The sequence below is a fragment of the Mitsuaria sp. GD03876 genome, assembly GCF_029840635.1.
Taxonomy (GTDB): Bacteria; Pseudomonadota; Gammaproteobacteria; order Burkholderiales; family Burkholderiaceae_C; genus Roseateles.
This window is the reverse complement of the sequence record NZ_JAOCCU010000006.1, coordinates 87,740-102,285: the sequence shown is the minus strand read 5'-3', so window position 1 is coordinate 102,285 and position 14,546 is coordinate 87,740. Positions and strand designations below refer to the sequence as shown.

Sequence of the window (14,546 nt, the reverse complement as noted above, 5' to 3'; positions counted from 1 at the left end):
GACCCGCCGCCCGGCGGGTTCATCGCGTTCCCCGGCTCCGGCCGGACGCAAGCCCAAAGGCCTTCCGGCGACGGAAGGCCTTTTTGCCGTCAGCCCGCGACCGCCTGCGCCAGCGCGACGAACTCGTCGACCGGCACTTCCTCGGCGCGGCGCTGCAGGTTGAATTCGCCCTGGAAGCCGCGCGCCTCGAGCCACTTGCCCAGCGAGTGGCGCAGCAGCTTGCGCCGCTGCGAGAACGCCGACTGGACCAGCTCGCTCAGCAGCGCCTCGTCCAGCACCGCCGGCGCCGAGCGCGGCACCATCCGCACGATCGCCGACACGACCCGCGGCGGCGGATCGAAAGCTTCCGGCGGCACGTCGAACAGCGCCTCGACCTCGTAGCGCCACTGCAGCATGACGCTGAGCCGGCCGTAGTCCTTGCCGCCGGGGCTGGCGGCCATGCGGTCGACGACCTCCTTCTGCAGCATGAAGGTCTGGTCGACGACGTGGTCGACCGCGCCCAGCAGGTGGAACAGGATCGGCGACGAGATGTTGTACGGCAGGTTGCCGACGACCTTCAGCTTGCGGCCGCGTTCGGCGGCCAGCGCCGCGAAGTCGACCTTCAGCACGTCGGATTCGACGACCGTGACGTCGCCGCGCTTGCGCATGCGGGCGGCCAGGTCGCGGTCCAGCTCGATCACCGTCAGCGGCTGGCTGGACGCCGGCAGGCGCTGCAGCAGCGGCAGCGTCATCGCGCCCAGGCCGGGGCCGATCTCCACCATCGCCTGGTCCTCGCCCGGGCCGATGGCGTCGACGATGCCGTCGATGACCGCCTTGTCGGTCAGGAAGTGCTGGCCGAAGCGCTTGCGCGCGACATGTCCCATGAACTCAGTCCCGGCCGCTCAGTCCAGCCACTCGCGGGTCTCGATGAAGGCGCGCGCGCGCATTTCCTTCATCCAGTCGTTGTAGGCGTCTTCGTACTTGCGCTCGCGCAGCGCGTTGCGGGCCTGCTCGCGCAGTTGCTTGGTGTCGAGCACCACGTCGCGGCGCTCCAGCACCTGGATCAGGTGGATGCCGAAACGCGACGGCACCGGATCCGACACGCCCATCAGCGGCAGCGCGTCCATGGCCTGCTCGAACTCCGGCACGAAGCCGCCCGGCGACACCCAGCCCAGGTCACCGCCCTCGGCGGCGCTGCCGTCCTCGGAGTTGGCGCGGGCCAGCATCTCGAAGGTCGCGCGCTTGGATTCGATCGCGCGCTTGAACTCCAGCAGCCGGCGGGTCGCCTGCTCGGGGCTCAGTTGCTCGGACGGGCGCAGCAGGATGTGGCGGGCGTGGGTCTGCACGACCACGTTGATCGACGTCTTGCCGGTCTGGCGCTCGATCAGCTTGAGCACATGGAAACCGGCCTCGGAGCGCAGCAGCTCCGGACGGGTCTGGCCATCCTTGAGGTCCTTCACCGCGTCGACGAACACGTCGGGCAGCTTGTCCGCGCCGCGCAGGCCGATCTCGCCGCCGCGGGTCTTGTTCGCGTCTTCCGACACCTCGCGGGCGACCTTGGCGAAGTCCTCGCCGCCCTGGATGCGGGCCAGCGCCGCCTCGGCGCGCGCCTTGCGCTCGGCCAGGACGACCGGGCCGGAGCCCTCGGGCACCGGCACCAGGATCTGCGCGATGTTCAGCTGGGCGCGGCCTTGCAGCGAGGCCTGGCGCTCGTCGAGGTACTTGTCGATGTCGCCGTCGGTGATGCGGATGCGGCCCTGCACCTCGCGCTCGCGCACGCGCTCGCTCAGCATCTGGTCGCGCAGGTTCTCGCGGAAGCGCTTGAAGTCGATGCCCTCGGCGGACAGGCGCTGGCGCAGCTCCGGCATCGTCAGCTTGTTCTGCGTGGCGACGTTGGCGACCACGCGGTCCAGTTCCGGCTCGTCGACGCGGGGGCCGTTCTCGCGGGCGTAGGTGACGACGACGCGCTCGTCGATCAGGCCGTCCAGCGCCTGCTTGTGCAGTTGCTCGTTGGTGACGGTCTGGCCGCGCTGGCGGGCCTCGTCGCGCATGCGCTCGGTGCGCTGGACCACTTCGGAGGCCGCGACGATGTCCGTGTTGACGATCGCGGCGATGTAGTCGCCGGGCTTGAGCTGACGCTGCTCGACGACCGGCCGCGCGGGCGCGGGGGCCGACGCGGCGGCCGCGGCCGTCGCGGCCGCAGCGGGCGGGGTCTGCGCCAAGGATGCCGTGCCGGCCAGGGCGGCGGTCAGGGACAGGAGCGTGGCCGCCACAGGCTTGAGATGTCGCATCGAACGCAGTTCAGTCATAAGTGCCAAATGCCGAACGCTCGGAGCTGAGCGATCGGTAACCCGGAATATTGTCTCTCAACACCTTCAGCGCATTCGAACCGAGCGGCGACAGGCCGACCAGCTCCAGCTGCAGGATCAGCCGGGTGTTGGTTTCCGCGCGGCCGGTGGCCTGGCGTTCCGCGCCGATGCGCAGGATCCAGCAGCCGGAGTCGTACTCGGCGCCGATCACCGAATCGGTGAAGCGCTTGTCCCGCATCGAATACTGCAGGCGGCCCGCGCCGTACCAGGCGCCGGCGCAGCCCGGCCCGCCGGCCACCGCCTTGCGGTCCGGCCCGAACAGCGGCCACTGCCAGGCCAGCTCGACCTGCTCGCTCTGGCCGCGGGCCAGGCGATAGGACGCGCTGACGGTCCGGAACGGCCCCGGCGAGTAGCGCAGCCGCAGCACCGTCCGCTCGACCTTGCCGTCGGAGGAATTCAGCTGCATGGTGCTGTCGGTCCACCAGGCCTGGTTCAGGTGCGCCGAGGCCAGCAGCACCACGTCCGAGAGCCGGTGCGTCTGCGGCGTGCCGTCCGGGGTGATGCGCTGGTTGCGGAACAGGTAGCGCTGGACCATGCCCAGGCGCAGCTGTTCCTCGCCGCGCTCGTCCTCGATCCAGCGCGTGGTCGCGCCGAAGGCCAGCATGTCGGCGTCGTTGACGCGGTCGACGCCGGAGAACTGGTTCTCGGCGAAGACGGAATCGAAGTTGTAGTCGCGCGGCGCCGCGTCGAAGTTGGGCAGCGCGCTCTGGTCGCGGAACGGCGTGTTCACGTACAGCAGCCGCGGTTCCAGCGTCTGGCGCATGTTCTGGCCGAACAGCGAGGTGTTGCGCTCCAGGATCCAGCCGTGGTCGATGCTGAAGGTCGGGATCGTGCGGCCGATCGAGCGCCGGCCGGTCGCGTCCAGCGGCTGGTCGACGTTGTAGCTGGCCGCGTTCACCGACAGCTTGGGGATCACCCACCAGGCCGCGCCGCTGAAGGGCAGGCTCACGTGGCCCAGCAGGTGCATCCGTTCGCCGGTCTGCGTCTGCGTGCCGAGCGCGCCGCCGGGCAGGTCGAAGCGGTTGTACTCGACCTCCAGGCCGCCCTCGAGCCGGGCGCGCCGGCCGGTGGGCAGGTAACCCGCCAGCACCGATTCGTCGGCGCCGGTCTGCAGCCGCAGGCCGATCTGCGGCGAGCGCTGGTAGGGGGACGCGAACTTGTCCTCGACCTGCGCGACCTGCAGCGGCTGCCACTTCTGCACCCGGGCGTAGGTCTGCATCTCGCCCCAGTTGAAGCTGAAGTCGCGCTGCGTGCGCACGTCGGTCGACAGCAGGCGCGGCGTCTGCGACAGCATGCGGCTGCGCAGGTCCTTCCAGTAGTCGTCGTCGGAGACGCGCTCGGTGTGGACGTTGTAGGTCCAGTTGGGCGTGATGTCGCCGGCGCCGTTGAGCCGCAGGTCCCAACGCGAACGCCCGGTCACGCGGTCGTGCGGCAGCAGCGCGTAGTCGACCTGGCCGCGATGGCCGGGCTCGAGGTAGCGGAACTGGCTGTCCACGCCGGGGCCGCGGCGCGTCATCACGAACGGCGTGATCGTCGCGTCGCGGTTGGGCGCGATGCTCCAGTAGAAGGGCTGGCCGTATTCGAAGCCGCTGCGGTTGTCGATGTTGACGTTGGGCGGCAGCAGGCCGGACTTGGGCTGGTCGCCGAGCGGGAAGCTCAGCGACGGGGCCGCCAGGATGGGCACGCCCAGGAAACGCACCACCGCGTTGGAGGCCACGCCCTCGCCGGCGTCGAAGTCCAGCTTCAGGCTGCTGGTGACCAGCTCCCAGTCGCGCTTGCGCTCGCCGTTCTCCGAGACCGGGCAGGTCGAGTAGGTCGCCTCGTCGGCGCGCATGCGCTGGTCGCCGAGGAAATGCAGCGCCTTGGCGCTGCCGCTGCCGCCGGTCGCGGCGAAGAAATAGGTCGGGCTGTCGAGCTGGCCCTCGAAGCGGTCGACGAACAGTTCCAGCTTCGGGCCGCGCAGCACGGCGCCGTTCTGGCTCAGCTCGACCTCGCCCTCGGCGACGGCCAGGTCCTGCGGGAAGTCGTAGCGCAGCGTCTTGGACTTCAGCAGCATGCCGCCGTAGCGCAGCTGGACGTCGCCCTCGGCGGTGGACGTCTGGTCCATCTCGCTGGTGATGCGGTCGGCGCTCAGCGCCATCGCCGGGCGCACGTCCTTGCGCTTGGTCTGGTGCAGTTGCTTGACGGCCTTGAGCACGAGCGGCTGGCCGGCGGACTCCTGGGCCTGCGCCGTCAACGCGGGCAGCGCGACCGCCAGCGCGGCGGCCAGGGAGATCGGGCGGGGACGGGAAACCGGAGGGCGCATCAGGCGGGCAGCGTCTTGCAGAGGTCAGGCGGCCGCGCGTCGATCGCGCCGCGCTGCCCGGGGTTTGTAGAATCATTATCCACGAGGCTCGCCGGCCGGCAGGACCGCCGCCACGCCTTGTCACCGACCCCGGGGCCGCTCGCGCAGCGGCCCTTCTGCTTCCTCGCACCCGCCCCGCCCGCGACCCCGCGCGCCCTTGCCGATGACCGCTTCCGCTCCGAACGCCGCGCCCGTGCCCTGGTCCGACGCCGACCGCGCCGCCCGCTTCGACCACTGGCTGGCGCCGCTCGCGGCCGCGCACGGCCTGCGGCCCGAGACCCTGGCCGTCGCCAGCAGCGACGCGGGGTTCCGCCGCTACCTGCGCGTGGCGGCGGCGGACGGCCGCACGCTGATCGTGATGGACGACCCGGCGGCACCCAACCAGGTGCGGCCCTTCGTCGAGGTCGGCGCGCTGATGGCCGGTTGCGGATTGCACGTGCCGGCGATCCTGGCCCATGACGCGGCGCTGGGCTTCGCGCTGATGGAAGACCTGGGCACCCGTTCCTACCTCGAGGCCCTCCTGCGCGCGCAGCGTGACGGCGACACGCGGACACCCCAGACGCTGATGCGCGACGCCACCGCGGCGCTGCTGCGCTGGCAGGGTTGCGAGGCCGCGCGCGCCGACGGCGCGCTGCCGGCCTTCGACGACGCCTTCGTGCGCCGGGAGCTGCAGATCTTCGTCGACTGGTGCGTCCAGGCCCACCACGGCAAGCAGTGGAACGAGAAGCAGCAGGGCTACTGGGACCGCACGGTGGCGCTGCTGTCGACCAACGTGGCCGCCCAGCCGCGGGTGCCGATGCACCGCGACTACATGCCGCGCAACCTGATGGTGTGCGACGCCAACCCCGGCATCCTCGATTTCCAAGACGCGGTGCTGGGCCCGATCACCTACGACATCGCCTCGCTGCTGCGCGACGCCTTCATCTCCTGGGAAGAGGCCGAGGAGCTCGACTGGGCGGTGCGCTACTGGGAAGGCGCGCGCCAGGCCGGGCTGTTCGGCGCGGACCCGGCCGATCCCACCGGCGAGGACCCGCATGAGATGGCGCTGGACTTCGGCCTGTTCTGGCGCCGGTTGGAATGGACGGTGCTGCAGCGCCAGCTCAAGATCATGGGCATCTTCTGCCGACTCAAGCACCGCGACGGCAAGCCCCACTACGTCGAGGACCTGCCGCGCTTCTACGCCTACGTGGTGAAGACGGCGACGCGGTACGTGGAGCTCGCGCCGCTCCTTCGCCTCGTCGAGGATCTACAGCCGCAGTTCACCCAAACCGGCTTCACCCTCCGCTAAGCGGCGCGGACGTCACGCTGGCGTCGTTGCCGCGCTCGCCGCACAGGACGTCCGGCTCCGCGCGGCGCCTGGCCAGCGCACCGTCTGCTTGCTTATCCGCGGGTGAAGGTGCTTCCTAGTCGGCGGCGGCGGCTTTCGCGGCCTGCGCGGCCAGGAGTTCCTGGGCGGCGCGGTACGACGGGCAGCCGGCGGCGGCGAGCCACGGGTCCTCGTCCTTCCCGCCGAAGACCTCGATCAGGAAGTCCATGAACGCGCGGGTGCGCGCCGGCACGAACTTGCGGGTCGGCATCGCGGCCCACAGCTGGTAGCTGTAGATGCGCCACTGCGACAGCACGCGCTCGAGCGCCCCCTCCATCAGCGCGTCGCCGACGACGAAGGACGGCAGCCCCGCCACGCCCAGCCCGTGCAGCGCGCAGGCGTACTTGGTGTCCACCGACGAGGTCGTCATCACCGGCCGCGACGGGATCGCGAAGAAGCTCTCCGTGGTGAGCCCGTCGACGCCGCAGCGCTCGAAGGTCACGCCGCGCGCGAGCTCGTGGATCGGCGGCAGCATCAGGTCGTGCTGCTTGAGCTCCGACGGGTGCTGCGGCTTGCCGCGCCGAGCCAGGTACTCCGGCGCCGCGCACATGATGACCTCGGTGCGGGCCAGCTTGCGGGCGATGAAGTCGCCCTGCAGCGGGCTGCGGGTCGAGATGACGGTGATGTCGAAGCTCTCGTCGAGCGTGTCCACCGGCCCGGGCGCCACCAGCTCGACGCTGACCAGCGGGTACATCGCGTGGAAGCGCGCCATGTGCCGCGCCAGCTGGTGGATCGCGATCGCCGGCGGCATCAGCACGCGCAGGTTGCCGCGCGGCTCGTTGACGGCGGCGGTGGCCAGCGCCTCGGCCTCCTCGATGTCGCTGAGGATGCGACGGCAGCGCTCCAGGTAGCCCTCGCCGACGTCGGTCAGCGACAGCCGCCGCGTCGTGCGGTTGAGCAGCCGCGCGCCGAGGTGCTCCTCCAGATCCGCCACCAGCCGCGTGACGACGGCCGGCGCCAGGTCCAGCGCCCGCGCGGCGCCGGCGAGGCTGCCCTCGTCGATCACGCGGGTGAACACCCGCATGGCCTTGACCTGATCCATCCCGTCTCCTCCGGGCGGTCGCCGCGCCGTCGCGGGCCGCCCCTGTGTGGGTCGTTCAGCGGACCGGCGCGGCCCGCGGGCCGCGCGAGGGCGCCGCCGTCAGGGGTGCGCGGCGATCACCTGCGCCACCGCGGCGGTCAGGCGCTTGCCGTAGGGCACGTGCAGGAACTCGTTGGGGCCGTGCGCGTTGCTCTTGGGACCCAGCACGCCGCAGACCATCATCTGCGCCGCCGGGAAGCCCTTCTGCAGCATGCTCATCAGCGGGATCGTGCCGCCCTGGCCGACATAACCGACCGGCTGGCCGAAGTGGGCCTCGCTGGCCTCGTTCAGCGCCTGGCTCAGCCAGCTCGACAGCTCGGGCGTGTTCCAGCCGGTGGCGCCGTAGGCGCCGGCGCGGCCGTCCGGCACGAAGCTGACCTTGGCGTTGTACGGGGCGTTGTCCTCGAGCAGCGCCTTGAGCTTGAGCGCGGCCTCGTTGCCGTCGATCAGCGGCGGCAGGCGCAGCGACAGCTTGAACGCGGTGTACGGGCGCAGCACGTTGCCGGCGCTCTTCAGCTCGGGGAAGCCGTCCACGCCGGTCACCGACAGCGTCGGGCGCCAGGTGCGGTTGAGCAGCACCTCGACCGGGTCGCTGGTCACCGGCAGCACCGGGCCGCCGTCCGCGCCGCAGGCCCAGGGCAGGCGCTTGTAGACCTCCTCCTTCAGGATCGCGGCGGTGGCCTGCGCCTGCTCGACGCGCACGCCGGGGATCTCGCAGTGGAAGGACTCGGGCAGCAGGCGGCCGGTCTTCGAGTCCTCGAGCCGGTCCAGCACCTGGCGCAGGATGCGGAACGAGGACGGCACCACGCCGGACGCGTCGCCGGAGTGGATGCCCTCGGTCAGCACCTCGACCTTGAGCACGCCCGAGACCATGCCGCGCAGCGACGTGGTCATCCACAGCCGGTCGTAGTCGCCGGCGCCGGAGTCCAGGCATACCACCAGCGACACGTTGCCCAGGCGCGGCTTGAGCAGGTCGATGTAGGCCGGCAGGTCGTAGGAGCCGGATTCCTCGCAGGTCTCGATCAGGCCGACGCAGCGCGGGCGCGGCACGCCCTGCTGGTCCAGCGCCAGCAGCGCGGTGATCGACGCGTAGATCGCGTAGCCGTCGTCGGCGCCGCCGCGGCCGTAGAGCTTGCCGTCCTCGTACTTCGGCGTCCACGGGCCGAGGTCGGCGCGCCAGCCGTTGAACTCGGGCTGCTTGTCCAGGTGGCCGTACAGCACGACAGTGTCGGCGTTGCCGGCCTTGGTCGCGGGCAGCTCGAAGAAGATGACCGGGGTGCGGCCTTCCTGGCGGATCACCTCGAGCTTCAGGCCGGGGATCTTCTTGCTTTCCACCCACTGGGCGGCGTCGCGCACGACGCGCTCGATGTAGCCGTTGGCCTGCCAGTCGGCATCGAACATCGGGCTCTTGGCGGGAATGGCGATGTAGTCGCTCAGCGCGGGGACGATCTCCTGGTCCCAGACCTTCTCGGCGAAGGCGCCCAGGGCGCTGATCTCATCGGCTTGCAGCGGCAACGACGGGTCACGTGCGTTCATGCGGGTCTCCTGCGCGGCCGGTCGGCCGCCTTGGCGAAGTCCGGCGCCAGGGGCGGCCGGACGGGCGAGTGAGAGGGATCCGGCGATTCTAGGAGCGCGCGCCCAGCCAGGCACGCAGCCGGGCGAAGACCTGTTCGCGCTCAGGCTCGTTGAAGATCTCGTGCGCCAGGCCCGGGAAGGCCACCGCCTGCACCGCGCCGCCCGCGGCGGCGGCCTCGGCGAAGGCGGCGCTGCCCGCCGGGGCGACGCAGCGGTCGGCGCCGGCCCACATCAGCAGCGTCGGCGTGGTCCAGCGCGGCACCAGCGGCAGGGTTTCCGGACCGAACGACGCGATCATCTTCGCTAGCGTCGGGGTGATGCGGTCGTGGACCAGCGGATCGTCCTTGTAGGCCTGCACGACCTCGGGGCTGCGCGAGACCCAGGCCGGGTTCAGCCGGTTGCCGACGGCCAGGTGCGGCACCAGCGGCAGCGTGGTGGCGAGCAGCCCGCGCTGGAAGGCCGACAGGCCGGCGTCGAGCGCCGGGGAGCTGAGCACCAGGCCGTCGACCGGGCGGGACCAGGCGGCGCCCTCGAGCGCGCCGGCGACGAAACGCGCCGCGACGGCGCCGCCCATGCTGTGGCCGAGCAGGATCAGCGGGCCGCGGCCCTTGCGGTCGTCGGCGCGCAGGCTGTCGATGGCGGCGGCCAGGTCCCGCAGCAGGCTGTCGTGGGCGGGGATGTCGCCGCGCGGGCCGCCGGAGGCGCCGTGGCCGCGCTGGTCGAAGCCGGCGGCATGCCAGCCCCAGTCGTTCAGGCGCTGGGCGACGGCCTCGTAGCGGCCGATGTGCTCGCCCAGGCCGTGGACGATCAGCACGGTGCCGCGCGTGGGCAGCGACAGGTCGGCGCCCCATTCCCGCCAGTGCAGCGGCAGGCCGTCATGGCCGGTCAGAGTCTTCATGGGGCCGGAGTGTAGGATCGCCCGCCATGTCCGCCAGCCGTGGCGCCCCCCCACGATTGAACCGCGATGACCCCTGCCCTGCTCGAGTCCTTCCCGCCGCTGAATCCGGACGTCCGCCTGCAGCCGCCGCCGATCGAGCGCTGGCGGCGGGGCACCGGCACCGGGGTCGAGTTCGTGCATGTGCTCGAGTCCGGACTGCCGGGCCCGTCGGCGATGGTGGTGGCGCTCATCCACGGCAACGAGCTGTGCGGCGCGATCGCCCTGGACTGGCTGCTGGCGCAGGGCGTGCGGCCGGCCCGCGGCCGGCTGGTGCTGGCCTTCGCCAATGTCGAAGCCTTCGAGCGCTTCGACGCGCTGGAGCCGTTCGCGTCGCGCTGCGTCGACGAGGACATGAACCGGATCTGGGACGACGCGGTGCTGCGCGGGTCCCGCGTCTCGGTCGAGCTGCGACGGGCGCGCGAGCTGGCGCCCTTCGTCGACGCGGCGGACGTGCTGCTGGACCTGCACTCGATGCAGGAGCCCGGCGCGCCGGCGCTGACCATCTGCGGCCAGACCGACAAGAGCGTGGCGCTGGCGCGCGCGCTCGGGCAGCCGGCGACGCTGCTGGTGGACACCGGCCATGCGGCGGGGCTGCGGATGATCGACCGGGGCGGCTTCGCCGATCCGGCGAGCGCGCGGCAGGCGGTGCTGGTCGAGTGCGGCGCGCACTGGGACCGGGCGAGCGCCGACATGGCGATCGACGTGACGCTGCGCTTCCTGCGCGAGCTCGGCATGGTGGACGCGGACTGGGCCGCGGCGCAAGGCCGCGTGCCGGCGCCGGCGCGGCAGCGGCTGGTGCGCGTCGGCGAAGGGGTGACCGCGGCGTCGCCGCACTTCCGCTTCGTGCTGCCGACGCATCACCTGATGGTGGTGCCCGCGGCCGGCACGCCGCTGGCCGAGGACGGCGAGCGCCGCTGGACCACGCCGCACGACGACTGCGTGCTGATCATGCCGTCGCGCCGCGCCGGGCAAGCGGGCCAGACCATGGTGCGGCTGGGGCGCTACGAGGACTGAGCGTCCTCGCCATCGCACTCTCCGCCGTCGCTGGATCGTCTCCGCGGCTGTCCTTGCCGCGGGCCCGCACGATCAGTCCCGATCGAACTTGAACACCGCCATGCTGGCCATCAGGTTGGGCAGCACGCGGACCTGCCGGCCGTCCTGCACGCCGAAGCTGTCGCGCACCCGCAGCCCGCATTTGCGCGCCAGGATCTGGAAGTCGGCATAGGTGCCGACGCGGATGTTGGGCGTGTCGTACCACTGGTACGGCAGCACCCGCGTCACCGGCATCCGGCCCGCCAGCACCTGCAGCCGGTTCGGCCAGTGCGCGAAGTTCGGGAAGCTCACGATGCCCACGCGGCCGACGCGCGCCGTCTCGCGCAGCATCGCCTCGGTGTTGCGCAGGTTCTGCAGCGTCTCGAGCTGCAGCACGACGTCGAAGCTCTGGTCCTCGAAGATCGCCAGGCCCTCTTCCAGGTTCAGCTGGATCACGTTGACGCCGCGCTGCGCGCAGGCCAGCACGTTCGCGTCGTCGAGCTCCACGCCATAGCCGGTGCAGCCCTTGGTCGTTTGCAGGTGCGCCAGCAGCTCGCCGGTGCCGCAGCCCAGGTCCAGCACGCGCGAACCGGCTGGAACGAGTTCCGCGATCATGTCCATCACCGCCCGGTCGCTCATACCGCCACCCCCGCCAACCGATGCGACACCGGCGCCGTCGCGGCGCCCGGCAGCGCGTGTTCATGCTCCTTGGCGATCCGGTCGAAGTAGGCGCGCAGCACGCCGTGATACCGCGGGTCCTCCAGCAGGAACGCGTCGTGGCCGTGCGGCGCGTCGATCTCGGCGTAGGAGACGTCGCGCTTGTTGTCCAGCAGCGCCTTGACGATCTCGCGCGAGCGCGCCGGCGAGAAGCGCCAGTCGGTCGTGAAGCTCACCACCAGGTACTTGCACAGCGCCGTGGCGAAGGTGCGGCTCAGGTCGCCGCCGTGATCGCGCGCCGGGTCGAAGTAGTCCAGCGCCCGCGTGATCAGCAGGTAGGTGTTGGCGTCGAAGTACTCGCTGAACTTGTCGCCCTGGTAGCGCAGGTAGCTCTCGATCTGGAACTCGATGTCCGAGGTCGAGTAGCCCAGCTCCGCCGCGCGCATCTGGCGGCCGAACTTCTCCTCCATCACGTCGTCGCTGAGGTAGGTGATGTGGCCGATCATCCGCGCCACGCGCAGGCCGCGGCGGGGCACGACGCCGTGCTCGTAGAAGTGGCCGTCGTGGAACTCGGGGTCTGTGATGATCGCGCGGCGGGCGACCTCGTTGAAGGCGATGTTCTGCGCCGACAGGTTGGGCGCGGTCGCGACCGCGACGCAGTGGCGCATCCGCGCCGGATACCGCAGCGACCAGTCCAGCGCCTGCATCCCGCCCAGCGAGCCGCCCAGCACCGCCGCCAGCTGCTGGATGCCGAATCGGTCCAGCACCCGCGCCTGCGCGTCGACCCAGTCGTGCACCGTCACCACCGGGAAGTCCGCGCCGTAGACGCGGCCGGTCGCGGGGTTCGGATGCATCGGTCCGGTCGAACCGAAGCACGAGCCCAGGTTGTTGATGCCGATGACGAAGAAGCGGTCCGTGTCCAGCGGCTTGCCCGGGCCGACCAGGTTGTCCCACCAGCCTTCGCTCTTCTCGACGCCCGCGTGCGTGCCGGCGACATGGTGGCTGGCGTTGAGCGCGTGGCAGACCAGCACCGCGTTGGACTTGTCCTCGTTGAGCCGGCCGTAGGTCTCGACCATCAACTCGTATCCGGCCAGGCGCGCGCCGCTGCGCAGTGTCAGCGGCTCGTCGAACAACAGCCGCTGCGGTGTGACGTCACCGACAGATCCCATGGAACACCCCAAAAAGCAAAACCCGGCGCCGCTGCTTGAAGCGGAACACCGGGTCTCGATCACGTGGATCGGGTGTCCCTCTTTAGCTGCATTTCTTGGGCGCCCGCAAGCCGGACAAATCGGCGCCGTGGGGCGGGAGTATAGGGGCCCCCGCCCGCTCCCCCGTCAGGGGGCCGTGCAGAGGCAGTGCACGATCGCTCTCACCGGCGGCTTGGCGCCGGCCGGGCCCGCCTTCGCCTGCTCGGCCAGCCAGGTCATGTCGACCTGCGCCTCGCGCAGCGGTTCGGGGATCGCGGGGAAGCCGCCCATCGCCTGCATCACCATGCCGCGCAGCGACGGCGCGGCCGCGTCGCCGACGCTGGTCAGCAGGCGGTCGACGGTGCTGCGCTCCGGCTCGACGTAGCGCACCGTCGGGTCGTCGCCGAGCTTGGCGCGCTTGGCCGCGCTGGCGACCGCGTCGGCCAGCAGGCCGTTGCGGTCGACCAGGCCGCGCTCCAGCGCCTGCGCGCCGGTCCACACCCGGCCCTGGCCGACGGCGTCGATCTGCTGCGGCGTCTTCTTGCGCGCCTGCGCGGCCTTGCCGGTGAAGTCGGCGTAGATGTGCTCGATGGACGACTGCACCACCTGCGCCAGCCGCGGGTCCAGCGGGCGACGCGGGTCATAGCTGTTGGCCAGCCAGGTCGTCGTGTAGCCGCCGGTGTGGATCGAGAGCTTGTCCATCAGCTTCTCGCCGGTGGGCAGCATGCCGAACACGCCGATCGAGCCGGTGATCGTGGACGGATCGGCGATCACCTCGTCGGAGGACATCGAGATCCAGTAGCCGCCCGACGCGGCCACGCCGCCCATCGAGATCACGACCGGCTTGCCGACCGCGCGCGTCACCTCGAGCTCGCGGCGCACCAGTTCCGACGCGAAGGCGCTGCCGCCCGGCGAATTCACGCGCAGCACGATGGCCTTGACCTTGTCGTCCTCGCGGGCCTGGCGGATCAGCTTGGACATCGACTCGCCGCCGATCTTGCCCGGGCCGGCGCTGCCGTCCACGATCTCGCCCTCGGCCACGAGGATGCCGACCTGGCCCTCGGGCTTGGGCAGCTTGGCCGGCAGTTGCGCGACGTAGGCGCCCAGGCCGATGCGGCGCAGGTGCTTCTCGTCCTTCGCGCCGCGCTTCTCGAGCAGCGTCTCGACCTCGTCCTGCGTCTTCAGGCCGTCGACCAGCTTCTCGGCCAGCACGAACTTGCCGGGATCGCCGCCGACCGCCTGCAGCCGCTGCGGCAACTCGTCGATGGCGCGTTGGATCGCGCCCTTGGGCAGCTTGCGCGCGGCCTCGACGCTGGCCTGGTAGCGGGCCCACAGCTCGTCGTAGAGGTAGCCCTCGGCTTCCAGCGTCGCCTTGGACGGGCCGTTGGCGAAGTAGGGTTCGACCGCGTTCTTGTAGGTGCCGACCCGCATCACGTTGGGCGCGATGCCCAGGCGGTCCAGCGCGTCCTTGTAGTAGTTGCGGTAGCGGCCGTAGCCCTCGATCATCACGCCGCCCATCGGGTGGACGTAGACCTCGGTGGCCTGCGCGGCGAGGTAGTAGCCGCGCTGGTCGTAGGCGTTGCCGTAGGCCACGACCGGCTTCTTGCTCGCCTTGAAGCGGGTCAGCGCGGCCTCGATCTCGTGCAGCGCGGCCGGCGTGGCCGAGCCCATCTGGTCGAGGTCGACCAGCACCTGCACGATCTTGTCGTCCTTGGCCGCGGCGTCGAGCGCGCGCACGATGTCGCGCAGCCGGGTCTGGGCGCGGTTCTCGCCCTTGATCTGCGCGATCGCCTGGTCGCGCGGGGAGCCGGAGAACTGCTCGACCACCTCGCCCTGAATGTCCAGCACCAGCGTGGTCTTGTCCTGCAGCGGCTTGCCGCCGCGGGTCGCGGCCCAGACCAGGCCGATCACGATCAGCCAGAACAGCAGCGTGAACACTGCCCGCCGCGTGCCGTCCAGGAACCACCACAGCCGGCCGAAGAAGCGCCCGATCGGCGCCAACGCTCGCTTCACACCCAT

At 71.2% G+C, this 14,546-nt stretch carries 11 protein-coding genes; 2 read left to right on the top strand and 9 right to left on the bottom strand.

Going from position 1 to position 14,546, the window contains the following annotated elements:
• Nucleotides 1-89: 89 nt before the first annotated feature.
• From rsmA to lptD, 3 genes are read right to left on the bottom strand one after another with little or no spacing between them, the layout of a single operon-like run.
• Nucleotides 90-863: a 16S rRNA (adenine(1518)-N(6)/adenine(1519)-N(6))-dimethyltransferase RsmA gene (gene rsmA / locus N5D62_RS05850; protein ID WP_279756718.1), complete on the bottom strand. Its 774-nt coding sequence runs from the start codon at nt 861-863 to the stop codon at nt 90-92.
• Between the two features lie 18 nt (nt 864-881).
• Nucleotides 882-2,288 (bottom strand): peptidylprolyl isomerase, encoded by a 1,407-nt coding sequence (locus N5D62_RS05845; RefSeq protein ID WP_279756717.1) that lies wholly within the window; start codon nt 2,286-2,288, stop codon nt 882-884.
• The gene (lptD, locus tag N5D62_RS05840; RefSeq protein WP_279756716.1) at nt 2,281-4,653 is read right to left on the bottom strand and encodes an LPS assembly protein LptD; all 2,373 of its coding nucleotides are present in this window, start codon (nt 4,651-4,653) and stop codon (nt 2,281-2,283) included. Before lptD ends, N5D62_RS05845 begins: the two co-directional genes overlap by 8 nt.
• Before the next feature lie 202 nt (nt 4,654-4,855).
• Here lptD and N5D62_RS05835 point away from each other — a divergent pair, with 202 nt between their 5' ends.
• On the top strand, nt 4,856-5,980 hold the full coding sequence (locus N5D62_RS05835; RefSeq protein WP_279756715.1) for a phosphotransferase: 1,125 nt from the start codon (nt 4,856-4,858) through the stop codon (nt 5,978-5,980).
• A 115-nt stretch (nt 5,981-6,095) separates the two neighbouring features.
• Here the strand turns inward: N5D62_RS05835 and N5D62_RS05830 are convergent, their stop codons facing one another.
• The 3 genes from N5D62_RS05830 to N5D62_RS05820 all read right to left on the bottom strand — a co-directional run bounded on the left by N5D62_RS05830 (nt 6,096) and on the right by N5D62_RS05820 (nt 9,612).
• A complete protein-coding gene (locus N5D62_RS05830; RefSeq protein WP_279756714.1) occupies nt 6,096-7,100 on the bottom strand; it encodes a LysR family transcriptional regulator in 1,005 nt (334 codons plus the stop codon).
• Between the two features lie 99 nt (nt 7,101-7,199).
• Complete coding sequence (locus tag N5D62_RS05825; protein WP_279756713.1) at nt 7,200-8,675, bottom strand: M20 family metallopeptidase; 1,476 nt, start codon at nt 8,673-8,675, stop codon at nt 7,200-7,202.
• Between the two features lie 88 nt (nt 8,676-8,763).
• Nucleotides 8,764-9,612, bottom strand: coding sequence for a lysophospholipase (locus N5D62_RS05820; protein WP_279756712.1), 849 nt, complete (start codon nt 9,610-9,612; stop codon nt 8,764-8,766).
• Between the two features lie 66 nt (nt 9,613-9,678).
• Between N5D62_RS05820 and N5D62_RS05815 the strand changes: the two genes are divergently transcribed.
• Nucleotides 9,679-10,665 (top strand): succinylglutamate desuccinylase/aspartoacylase family protein, encoded by a 987-nt coding sequence (locus N5D62_RS05815; RefSeq protein ID WP_279756711.1) that lies wholly within the window; start codon nt 9,679-9,681, stop codon nt 10,663-10,665.
• A 72-nt stretch (nt 10,666-10,737) separates the two neighbouring features.
• Here the strand turns inward: N5D62_RS05815 and metW are convergent, their stop codons facing one another.
• The 3 genes from metW to sppA all read right to left on the bottom strand — a co-directional run bounded on the left by metW (nt 10,738) and on the right by sppA (nt 14,546).
• Nucleotides 10,738-11,322 (bottom strand): methionine biosynthesis protein MetW, encoded by a 585-nt coding sequence (gene metW, locus N5D62_RS05810; protein ID WP_279756710.1) that lies wholly within the window; start codon nt 11,320-11,322, stop codon nt 10,738-10,740.
• Nucleotides 11,319-12,509 (bottom strand): homoserine O-acetyltransferase, encoded by a 1,191-nt coding sequence (locus tag N5D62_RS05805; RefSeq protein WP_279756709.1) that lies wholly within the window; start codon nt 12,507-12,509, stop codon nt 11,319-11,321. The genes metW and N5D62_RS05805 overlap by 4 nt, the downstream gene beginning before the upstream one ends.
• Before the next feature lie 165 nt (nt 12,510-12,674).
• Nucleotides 12,675-14,546, bottom strand: a complete 1,872-nt coding sequence (gene sppA, locus N5D62_RS05800; protein ID WP_279756708.1) for a signal peptide peptidase SppA — start codon at nt 14,544-14,546, stop codon at nt 12,675-12,677.

Coding starts and splice junctions, on each gene's coding strand:
- metW (WP_279756710.1), bottom strand. CDS start 11,322: ATGAGCGACCGGGCGGTGATGGACATGATCGCGGAACTCGTTCCAGCC.
- N5D62_RS05845 (WP_279756717.1), bottom strand. CDS start 2,288: ATGACTGAACTGCGTTCGATGCGACATCTCAAGCCTGTGGCGGCCACG.
- N5D62_RS05830 (WP_279756714.1), bottom strand. CDS start 7,100: ATGGATCAGGTCAAGGCCATGCGGGTGTTCACCCGCGTGATCGACGAG.
- N5D62_RS05820 (WP_279756712.1), bottom strand. CDS start 9,612: ATGAAGACTCTGACCGGCCATGACGGCCTGCCGCTGCACTGGCGGGAA.
- N5D62_RS05815 (WP_279756711.1), top strand. CDS start 9,679: ATGACCCCTGCCCTGCTCGAGTCCTTCCCGCCGCTGAATCCGGACGTC.
- rsmA (WP_279756718.1), bottom strand. CDS start 863: ATGGGACATGTCGCGCGCAAGCGCTTCGGCCAGCACTTCCTGACCGAC.
- N5D62_RS05835 (WP_279756715.1), top strand. CDS start 4,856: ATGACCGCTTCCGCTCCGAACGCCGCGCCCGTGCCCTGGTCCGACGCC.
- N5D62_RS05825 (WP_279756713.1), bottom strand. CDS start 8,675: ATGAACGCACGTGACCCGTCGTTGCCGCTGCAAGCCGATGAGATCAGC.
- lptD (WP_279756716.1), bottom strand. CDS start 4,653: ATGCGCCCTCCGGTTTCCCGTCCCCGCCCGATCTCCCTGGCCGCCGCG.
- sppA (WP_279756708.1), bottom strand. CDS start 14,546: ATGGGTGTGAAGCGAGCGTTGGCGCCGATCGGGCGCTTCTTCGGCCGG.
- N5D62_RS05805 (WP_279756709.1), bottom strand. CDS start 12,509: ATGGGATCTGTCGGTGACGTCACACCGCAGCGGCTGTTGTTCGACGAG.